The sequence below is a fragment of the Profundibacter sp. genome (assembly GCF_056498605.1).
The window spans coordinates 1-9,805 of the sequence record NZ_JBSMEZ010000099.1 but is presented as its reverse complement, the minus strand read 5'-3'; the positions used below and the strand labels follow the sequence as shown (position 1 = coordinate 9,805).

The following is a 9,805-nucleotide window of genomic DNA, read 5'->3' as shown; positions in this document are numbered from 1 at the left end:
ACATCGACCTGTTCGAGGTAAACGAAGCCTTCGCCGCCGTCGTGCTGCGTTTCATGCAGGCGTTTGATGTTGATCCATCCGTGGTCAACGTCAACGGCGGCTCTATCGCCATGGGCCACCCGTTGGGTGCCACTGGCGCGATTATCATCGGCACGATGCTGGATGAATTGGAGCGCCAAGACAAAGAGGTCGCCCTCGCCACCTTGTGCGTTGCCTCCGGCATGGGTGCGGCCACCATAATCGAGCGCGTCTGATGCCAGTCATAAAAATCAACGAACTGCCCCTGATCAAAGGCACCGATAACGTCGGCTATCCTGCCCCACATGACAAAGGATGTGGCCTCTATGAGGCCGCGGCCCTTGGCGAAGCGGCAGGCTTGACACAGTTCGGCGTCGGCATTGAAAAACTTCTGCCCGGCGGCATGTCATCGCAACGTCACTGGCATGAAAACGAGGACGAGTTCCTCTATATGCTGTCCGGCGAACTGGTGCTGGTCGAGGACGACGGTGAACATACCCTGACCGAGGGCATGGCCGTCGGCTGGAAAGCAAATGACCCCAACGCGCATCATTTGATCAACAAGTCAGAAGAACCCGCCTTTTACCTGATCATCGGCACACGGGCCGACAGTGACACCTGTCACTACCCCGACATTGACCTGCACTATTCCCGCAAAGCTGGGGAACGCCAGTTCACCCACAAAGACGGCACCCCTTATGAAGAGGAACAGAACTCATGAGTGATTTTACATACGCAGTTGACGCCGACGGCGTCGCCACCATCACATGGGACACCATCGGTAAGTCCATGAACGTGATGAGCATTCAGGCCTTTCACGATCTTGATGGCATGATCGACAAGGCCCTTGCCGATGACGCGGTCAAGGGCGTGATCATTACATCCAGCAAAGAGGGATCATTCGCGGGCGGCATGGATTTGAACATCATCGCCAAGATGAAGGATGATGCAGGCGAGAACCCTGCCAAGGGCCTGTTTGAAGGGCTGATGCAGATGCACGGCATATTGCGCAAGATTGAACGCGCAGGCATGGATCCAAAAACCAACAAAGGTGGCAAACCGATTGCCGCCGCCCTGCCCGGCACGGCCCTTGGCATTGGTCTGGAACTGCCGCTGGCGTGTCACCGCATCTTTGCCGCCGATAATCCGAAGGCCAAAATCGGTCTACCCGAAATCATGGTCGGCATCTTCCCCGGCATGGGCGGAACCACCCGTCTGGCGCGCAAAATGGGCGCGATGGCGGCCAGCCCGTTGTTGTTACAAGGCAAGCTGAACAACCCCAAGGGTGCCAAAATGGCGGGCGTGGTTGACGAGGTGGTTCCAGCCGAAGACCTGCTATCGACCGCCAAGGAATGGGTGCTGAACGCCACCGACGCCGACATCCTGAAACCGTGGGATGCCAAGGGCTATAAAATGCCAGGTGGTGCGCCCTATCACCCCGCCGGCTTCATGACCTTCGTTGGCGCCTCCGCGATGGTCAACGCCAACACCCAAGGCGTTTACCCTGCTGCCAAAGCGCTGCTGTCCGCCGTTTATGAGGGCGCGCTGGTGCCCTTTGACACGGCGATCAGGATCGAGGCCCGCTGGTTCACCAATGTGATGATGAACCCCTCGTCAGGGGCGATGATCCGCAGCCTGTTCATCAATAAGGAAGCGCTGGAAAAAGGCGCCAACCGCCCTGACGTTCCACCCCAAACCGTCAAGAAACTTGGCATCATGGGGGCTGGCATGATGGGCGCTGGCATCGCGATTGTTTCGGCAATGGCGGGCATCGAAGTGGTGCTGATCGACCAGAAACAAGAAAGTGCGGACAAGGGCAAAGCCTATGTCGAAAACTATCTGGACCAAGGCATCAAACGCAAGAAAACCACGCCCGAGAAGAAAGAGGCCGTGCTGGGGCTGATCACCGCCACCACTGATTACACAGCCCTGAAAGGCGCTGACCTGATCGTTGAAGCGGTGTTCGAAGACATGGGTGTCAAGGCCGAGGTCACCGCCAAAGTCGAGGCGGTGGTTGGCGAGGATTGCATCTTTGCCACCAACACCTCGACCCTGCCAATCACCGCATTGGCCAAGGCCAGCAAGCGGCCCGATAAATTCATCGGCATCCACTTTTTCTCGCCTGTCGAGAAAATGATGCTGGTAGAGATCATCAAGGGCAAGGAAACCGGCGGTCTGGCAGTGGCAAAATCGCTCGATTTCGTGCGCCAGATCCGCAAAACCCCGATTGTGGTCAATGACGCGCGGTTCTTTTACGCCAACCGCTGCATCATCCCCTACATCAACGAGGGTATCCGCATGGTGGCCGAGGGTGTTGCGCCCGCATTGGTGGAAAACGCCGCCAAACTGGTCGGGATGCCGCTGGGACCATTGCAACTGGTAGACGAAACCTCGATCGATCTGGGTGTGAAAATCGCCAAGGCGACGCGGGCTGCGATGGGCGATGCCTACCCTGACGGCGCGGTGGATGATGTGCTGTTCTGGATGGCCGACGCGGGCCGTTTGGGACGCAAATCGGCCTCGGGTTTCTATGCCTACGACGAAAAGGGCAAACGCACAGGGCTGTGGGACGGATTGGACGCAAAATACCCCGTAGCCGATGAGCAGCCGGACCTGACCGAAGTTCAGCACCGCCTGTTGATGGCGCAAGTGCTGGAAGCGGTGCGCGCGTTGGACGAAGGTGTGCTGGAAGACATCCGCGAAGGCGATGTCGGCGCGATCCTTGGCTGGGGCTTTGCGCCGTGGTCGGGCGGGCCGTTCAGCTGGCTGGACATTATCAGCGCTGGCAAAGCGGTCGAGATTTGCGATCATTTGAGCGAGACTTATGGTGATCGTTTCAGCACACCCGACTTGCTGCGTGAAATGGCAAAAAAGGGTGAAACCTTTTATGGACGTTTTGGCACGAAAGCCAAAGCCGCATAATCAGGGCGCGCCGCTCATTCGCCTTCAGGGGCGACAAGCGGCGCGTCATTATCCACTGACGCCAACCATCCCTGATAATGGATCAACCGCCCGACAATCGGCAGGCTGATTGCCACATCAAACGTGGCCCTGCCGTCCGCATCAACGCCCTCAAACGTGTCGCTTTTCGGGGTTAGCGCCATCGGCCAAGGCAGCCCGAACAGCCGTGCGCGGCGCACCGGATACCCTAGCCGCCCATCCGAAACCTCAAGTGCGATTTCGAATGTAAACGGCCCAAACCGCTCGCACACACCACCCGCCTTTGATACTGTCAAAGCCGAGCGAAACCGACTGCCACCAAAATCACGCACCCAGTGTTCAGCCTGCCCCGAACGGTGCATCGAAACCTCTACTTCCACGTCTTGCCCCGCGGCTGGAAATCCAACAATCTGGCAGATCAAACGTGCCAGCAAACCACGCCCGCGTGTGATCACCGCACGCCCCGCCCAGCGCCGGCGATGCAACACTCCGTGCAAATCCTGCACCACATCCGGCAGCGCCAAAAAATCGTCGCCAAGGGCCGTTTGAAACAAGGGCACCACGGGCATTTCCGACCGGCCAAAAGCAACCTTCAAGTCGCTCATTTCCGCCTCGACTTCCTGTATCGAAAACTCTCCTAAACAGGCCCTCGCCCCAACCGCATCCTGACCCGCCAGTAACCGCTTACACATCACCCGCGCCGCCACCGCCGGAATATGCGGCCCATCGCCCGCCTCGGCAATCAGCGTCCAGTCACGCCGCACCGCACACCCATCTTCCAGAACGCCCATAACCCGCACCCGCATCCCGCCTCGGTCTGACCCGAAAGGCTCCAGCCTGTCCGCTAACCATTTCAGCAGCCCCGCCAGTGGTTCTGCAGAACGCATTAGCGGCAAATGCACCAGAAACCCGACCGCTGCCAAGCCCCAATGCATGATCCATAAATCCAGTCCTGCCCGAAACTCCACGCTGCGGGCTTTGTAATGCGAGGGGAACAACGCCAAATCCGGTGCGCCGATCAGGCTGGATCGCCGCCCCGAAACAGGTGCAACGCCTTCAACCTCTAGCGCCTCGTGCCGCCCTTCGGACCAGCCCCGCACAATCGCACACCCATTGCCACGCCACAGGCGCATGGGTCGTCCCACCTGCGCCAATATCGCACGCATCACCGACATCCCGCGCGGGGCGCGGTTGCCCGGCAGGATCACGCTCTCGATCAAATGAATATCCACCATGCCCTCGGCCAAATCTTCAACCGCAGCCGATGACATCGCCGGAACACTCGACACTCCTGACAACACCACAACACTCGCATCTCGCGCCGCGGTACCCAGCGTCAAAACCCCTGCGGTAAATCCGGCATCATCCGACAGGTCCAGATAATGTGCGCCACATGCTATCGCGGCTTCGGCAACACGATAAGGAGCATCACGATAGTCCTGAAACGGCCCTGCCCCATCGACAACAATAAACGGGGATTGATCCGCGATAATCGTTGCCAGTCGATCTGACCCCGTATCAACCGCCAGCGCCCGCCCGCCGTGTTCCGTGCAAAACGCCGCAGCCTTGGCCAAAGATCGCCCCGCCACGACAACATCAAATCGCCCATCCCGCGCCAACGCCTGCGCTAGCTTGCCACCGAACACACCGTAGCCACCAATGATCAGAACCGTCTTAGTCGACAATCCGGCCCCGCAATTCTTCGGATGGAATCACACATTTGCGCCGCCCGAACACATACCGGTTGCGCGCAATCCGGTCATAGAGCCAATCAGACAGTGGTCGGGGAACAAACCCCAGAACAGCGAACATGCGCCACGGCCAGCCTATTGCCGACACTGCCGCACAAAACGCCGCCATTTTCACATGCGCCACGCCGTCTACAATAACAATATTGGTTTCCATTAAATCGGGGTCCAGATCATAGGTCCGGTATAATGCACGCCCGGTATCAGACTGGGCCGTGACAAAGCGAAACCGCGCTTTTTGATCATGTCGCACCATAAAACAGGCAAAACCGGAACAAAAGATACAAGTTCCGTCAAACACGATTAAATCATAGTCAAGATGCGTCATTCCAAATCCGGATACTCACCAACTGCACGTCTATGGTCGACACCTTATAGGCGCGTTCTGGAAATGACGAGCCCGCCTTAGGCAACCGCTGCAAATTGGGCAGTATCAGGTGTGGATGCAGCTTTGGCTTCCAGTTCCATACATTGAACCAGCAGGTTTGCTTCTTTCATTGGCAGCGCTTCATAAGTCGCCGTTGCATTGCCGGTCTGCAATAAACAGTCCTGCCCAGCGGCGGGGCAATGAAACAATGCGCCACTACAGGCAAACACAATCTGTTCCTGTTCAAAATGCAGCGTATAGACCACGATTTCCTTATGGGGCTTAACCCGCGCAATCCCGCGAAATCCGGTCAGGGCAGCGGCTGGGATCAGGGCGAATGGATCACCAAAACAGTCTTCAGCGGCATCCGATTCAACCATCACATTTTGTTCGGGCAATAGATACATTTCACGTTGGTTTCCCAAAGCACCGGCGGGCACTGCCAACGGCCATAAATGCTCGGGGCAATTTTTGAGCGAGCTCCACAAAACGCTACGCTCCACACGAACAACCGCTTGCATACCGCCATCAAATGTCAGGGCCAGATCACCCGGCGCTATCGCCTCGACTGACCGCCAGCCAATGTTGGTGGCGACCCGAGTGCCAGTAACCAGACCCGATGCTATACCCGTAGGGGCCGACACCTGTCCGCCTCCGTAAGCACCAGTGGTTTCGATTGTTTTGAATGTCCTCCCTAGGACGGAATTCTTTAGACCAAACATTATTATTCCCCGTTATAGTTTTGGAAGCGGGTTAGCAGACCCTGCTTCGTTAGCAGCGCGTTCATTTGTGGTGATTCCATTGACGACATCAGGGTTTGTGCGCGGCCAAAGTAAGGCATCGTTTCAGGTTTGAGGATAATGATCGGATTTAAGATAAATTTGTTTAGATTTATCTATGGTTGTTTGTTTTCGGTTCATCTAGCGTGTTTCGCCACAACCTGCGCCACAGTTTCGGGGCGCAGGTTTGTCGGGGTCGGGATCACGCGGCAGCCAGCAACTCGGGCTCATTACGGTGAAGCGTCTGGATGGCCTGATCCAGCACATCCCTGTTTTTACCCATCAAAGAAACCAGCGCCCTTGCCCGCCCATGATCCAGAGTGGTGAAAAAATCTGACTTTGCCTTGGTTGCGCAATGGGCCAGCAGGCCGGAATTGGCATAGATCACTTCCTCATCGTCAAATCCCAGCGTAATCGCCTCGACCAAGCCCTGCGGATGCTGGCGCGTAATACCGCGATAACCGACCAACGCTAAGGCCGGTATCAGAACCGAAGGCGTGCCCAGCAGGTCTGCCGCCACCTCGCTTGTGATCATCACCATCTGGTCCGGCATCACAAACAGATCCTCGCAATTGTCCAGCGCCCCGCCGGGAACACGCAAAACCTGTTCCAGCGCATACCCCCCATGATCAGCCCCGTAGTAGCTGCGTTCAACACGGCGCAACTGGCGCAAGCCTCCGTCAAAGGTCTGCACATGGTCGCCAACCCGCAGCAGTTCGACCCGCCGCCAGCCCACGGCGGTTTCCACCAGAGTACCGGCAACCAGCCCCGCATTGCGTTGCGGTTTGGTATTGACGGCGGTGGCAGTCACAGTGGCCCGTGTTTCGACATGTATTTCGGTTTTCAGAGCGGTGTTTTGTGTTTCGTTTAGCATTTTCAATCTCCGGTGTTGTGTTACGTTGCATCAATGCCCATCGGGGCGATGGGACAAGAAACGCGCAACAATTTGCCGTATTTTCGTCATATATGGGGCAAACCAAAGGCAACGTTTCACCATCTGGCGCAATCATCATACTTTGGCCATCTTCATGAACCGCTTGCTAACAATCGTTAAGAGTCTGGAAACTATGATCGGGCCAAAGCGGCCATTTTGCCGGTTCTTGCATCAATGCGAATCACGCGTGTAGCGTCAAAACGTGTAGTCAAACCGCGCAATATCCTCGGCGCAGACCTCAGCGATGCACGCCGCATCAGCTTCACTATAATACTTCCGGTAATCGGCATCACGCTGACTGGCATTGGCAACGGGCATATTTCCCAATGAAAATCCCAGATGATCCTCAAGTAGGGGTATATCCTGCGACAGATGTTCCAGCCGGATAAATAAATTACAGCGTTCATCCCCATTTCGGTCTTTCATATATTGCCCATAAGGCGAGGCCCGCATCGTTACCTTTGTATGCGGGGCGTTCACAAAGCCGCTGAAATCCAGTTGCTGTGCCAAAGTCACCGCAGGGTGGTCAAACGTCTGATCCCGCAGCCAGTGGTAATAGCTGACCATCATATCCCAAGGGTTGCGCACCAGAGTAAAGGTAAAGAATTCCTCGATCTCGTCTTGCGTCACCAGCCCATAAATATCGGTCAGGCGCGAATGTTTCCACAACCGGCCACTGCTTTGAACAGTCTTCAACCGCTTGCGCCGCCTCACAGCCTTGGGCGTGTCGCCAATCAGAATATCATCCTTCATCGCCCGCCCCTCCAGCGCCAGCGTCAAAGTGGTGCCGCCGGTTTTGGGGATATGGACAAAAATATATTTGCGCCCGTGCGAAATGATCATGGGGAATGGTTAACGCATCCGCCGCCCCTCGCACAGGAAAAATGCCACCGCTGCCGAATTGTCTTTGCAATTTTCGCGCGGGTCTCCAATATCGTGGCAGAACAACCAACGGGGGAAACGATGGGCTGGCTGACAGATGAAACCGGACTGGATAAATGCGCCGCAAATTTTGTGCCGCTCACCCCGCTGTCGCACCTGCGCCGCGCCGCACAGGTTTATCCCGACCACGAAGCTCTGGTTTACGGTGATATCCGCCGCACCTACCGCGCGTATTACGACCGCATCAGCCGCATCGCCTCGGCCCTGACCAATCTGGGCGTGCAATCGGGCGATGTGGTGGCCACCCTGCTGCCAAATATCCCCGCACAGGCCGAAGCGCATTTTGCCATTCCTGCTACGGGTGCAATCCTGAACACCATCAACATCCGGCTGGATGTCGATACCGTGACCTATATCTTTGGCCATGGGGCTGCGAAATTTGTGCTGGTGGATACCCAATTCCTGCCCCTAGCCGAAGCCGCCATCGCCACAATGGACACGCCGCCAATGATCATCGAGGTTGCCGACCCGCAGGCAGGCCACCCCGCCACCGGCAACCACCCCGAATACGAGGACCTGTTGGCCAAAGGTGATGCATCATACGAATGGGTCATGCCGCGCGACGAGTGGGAGAGCATCGCGCTGAACTACACATCAGGCACCACGGGCCGGCCCAAAGGCGTGGTCTATCACCACCGCGGCGCGTATCTGCAAACCATGGGCATGGTCGTCAGCTGGCAAATGATCTTGCACCCGCGCTACCTTGCCATTGTGCCGCTGTTCCATTGCAACGGCTGGTGCCACACATGGATGATGCCGCTGGTCGGCGGCACGGTGGTCTGCATCCGCGACATCACTGCCAAGGTGATTTATCAAGCGGTCAGCCTTGAAAAAGTCACTCATTTCGGCGGCGCCCCGATCGTGTTGAACATGATCGTCAATGCCCCCGAGGAGGACCGTTTGCCGTTCGATCACCGTGTCAGCCTGCTAACGGCCGGTGCCCCCCCCGCCCCCGCCACCCTGACCAAGATCGAGGCCTGCGGCTTTGACGTGATGCATGTTTACGGGCTGACCGAAACCTACGGCCACGTCACCGAATGTTACTGGAACGAGGCCGCGTGGGGCACCCTGCCCGAGGACGACAAGATCGCCATCAAGGCCCGCCAAGGGGTGGCATCACCAATGATGGACGACGTGACGGTGATGGATAACGCCATGAACCAGATCCCGATGGATGGCAAAACACAGGGCGAAATCATGCTGCGCGGCAATGCGGTGATGAAGGGATACCTGAAAAACCCCAAGGCGACGCATGAGGCTTTTGCCGGTGGCTACTTCCATTCCGGCGACATCGCAGTGCAGCACCCAGACACCTATTTCCAAATCGCGGATCGAGCCAAGGACATCATCATTTCAGGTGGCGAGAACATCTCCTCAGTCGAGGTTGAAGGCGCGATCATGCACCACGATGCGGTCAGCCTGTGCGCCGTGGTGGCCAAACCGGATGATAAATGGGGCGAAGTCCCTTGTGCGTTCGTTGAGCTGAAAGAAGGCGCGTCGGCCACCGAGGCCGAAATCATCAAATTCGTGCGGGCGCGGCTGGCGGGGTTCAAGACTCCCAAACAGGTGGTGTTTGTCGAGCTGCCCAAAACCGCGACGGGCAAGATACAGAAGTTTGAACTGCGGGTGATGGCGAAGGATTTATAGAGTGGCAGGTGAAGCGTTTTCTTGAAAGAAAACGCGCTGGAAAATTGCAATTTTCCATGTCGGAATTTTCGAAAATTCCGGATGCCCGATTGTCAGCTTCGTCCCGCTTTCTTGCCGTTTGGTTAAATATACCCCTCAGCCCCTAAACTTTTCACTATTGCGCTTTGCATTTAATCTAAGGCAATAAGTATCGGAATTCGCCCACACTTGGGGTGAATTCTGTTTCAGGTTAAATGCAAATTGCTTTAACTGCGACAAGCACGCACCATTCCAATTTCTTAACACACCCCACCGCACGCCCCATTAACCGCCTCTCGCCGCGATTTTCAGCATATGGGATTCATATGGGAATCATATGGAATTCATATTGCCCAAACCTGCCCCAAACCCCTTGTTTACCTATTGATTCGCACCCCGCCCGTTGCCACGG

The 9,805-nt window shown here is 56.6% G+C and carries 8 protein-coding genes and 1 pseudogene; 4 read left to right on the top strand and 5 right to left on the bottom strand.

All coding sequences use genetic code 11. The features are described 5' to 3' along the window. The 3 genes and pseudogenes from ACWB12_RS10235 to ACWB12_RS10225 form a co-directional block, all read left to right on the top strand. Nucleotides 1-254: pseudogene (locus ACWB12_RS10235) on the top strand (acetyl-CoA C-acyltransferase); the annotation flags it as partial. After that, the gene (locus tag ACWB12_RS10230; RefSeq protein WP_479529981.1) at nucleotides 254-739 is read left to right on the top strand and encodes a cupin domain-containing protein; all 486 of its coding nucleotides are present in this window, start codon (nucleotides 254-256) and stop codon (nucleotides 737-739) included. The pseudogene ACWB12_RS10235 and the gene ACWB12_RS10230, both read left to right, overlap by 1 nt. Further along, nucleotides 736-2,940, top strand: a complete 2,205-nt coding sequence (locus ACWB12_RS10225) for a 3-hydroxyacyl-CoA dehydrogenase NAD-binding domain-containing protein (RefSeq protein ID WP_479529980.1) — start codon at nucleotides 736-738, stop codon at nucleotides 2,938-2,940. The genes ACWB12_RS10230 and ACWB12_RS10225 overlap by 4 nt, the downstream gene beginning before the upstream one ends. A gap of 14 nt (nucleotides 2,941-2,954) precedes the next feature. Here the strand turns inward: ACWB12_RS10225 and ACWB12_RS10220 are convergent, their stop codons facing one another. The 5 genes from ACWB12_RS10220 to ACWB12_RS10200 form a co-directional block, all read right to left on the bottom strand. Beyond that, nucleotides 2,955-4,643 (bottom strand): DUF4166 domain-containing protein, encoded by a 1,689-nt coding sequence (locus tag ACWB12_RS10220; protein WP_479529979.1) that lies wholly within the window; start codon nucleotides 4,641-4,643, stop codon nucleotides 2,955-2,957. Next, nucleotides 4,633-5,034, bottom strand: a complete 402-nt coding sequence (locus ACWB12_RS10215) for a thiol-disulfide oxidoreductase DCC family protein (RefSeq protein WP_479529978.1) — start codon at nucleotides 5,032-5,034, stop codon at nucleotides 4,633-4,635. Before ACWB12_RS10215 ends, ACWB12_RS10220 begins: the two co-directional genes overlap by 11 nt. A gap of 77 nt (nucleotides 5,035-5,111) precedes the next feature. Next, nucleotides 5,112-5,795, bottom strand: coding sequence for a Hint domain-containing protein (locus tag ACWB12_RS10210; RefSeq protein ID WP_479529977.1), 684 nt, complete (start codon nucleotides 5,793-5,795; stop codon nucleotides 5,112-5,114). Between the two features lie 259 nt (nucleotides 5,796-6,054). After that, complete coding sequence (locus ACWB12_RS10205; RefSeq protein WP_479529976.1) at nucleotides 6,055-6,726, bottom strand: Hint domain-containing protein; 672 nt, start codon at nucleotides 6,724-6,726, stop codon at nucleotides 6,055-6,057. A gap of 255 nt (nucleotides 6,727-6,981) precedes the next feature. Then, a complete protein-coding gene (locus tag ACWB12_RS10200; RefSeq protein ID WP_479529975.1) occupies nucleotides 6,982-7,629 on the bottom strand; it encodes a sulfotransferase family 2 domain-containing protein in 648 nt (215 codons plus the stop codon). A 120-nt stretch (nucleotides 7,630-7,749) separates the two neighbouring features. Between ACWB12_RS10200 and ACWB12_RS10195 the strand changes: the two genes are divergently transcribed. Then, nucleotides 7,750-9,375, top strand: coding sequence for an AMP-binding protein (locus tag ACWB12_RS10195; RefSeq protein WP_479529974.1), 1,626 nt, complete (start codon nucleotides 7,750-7,752; stop codon nucleotides 9,373-9,375). Nucleotides 9,376-9,805: the final 430 nt, after the last annotated feature.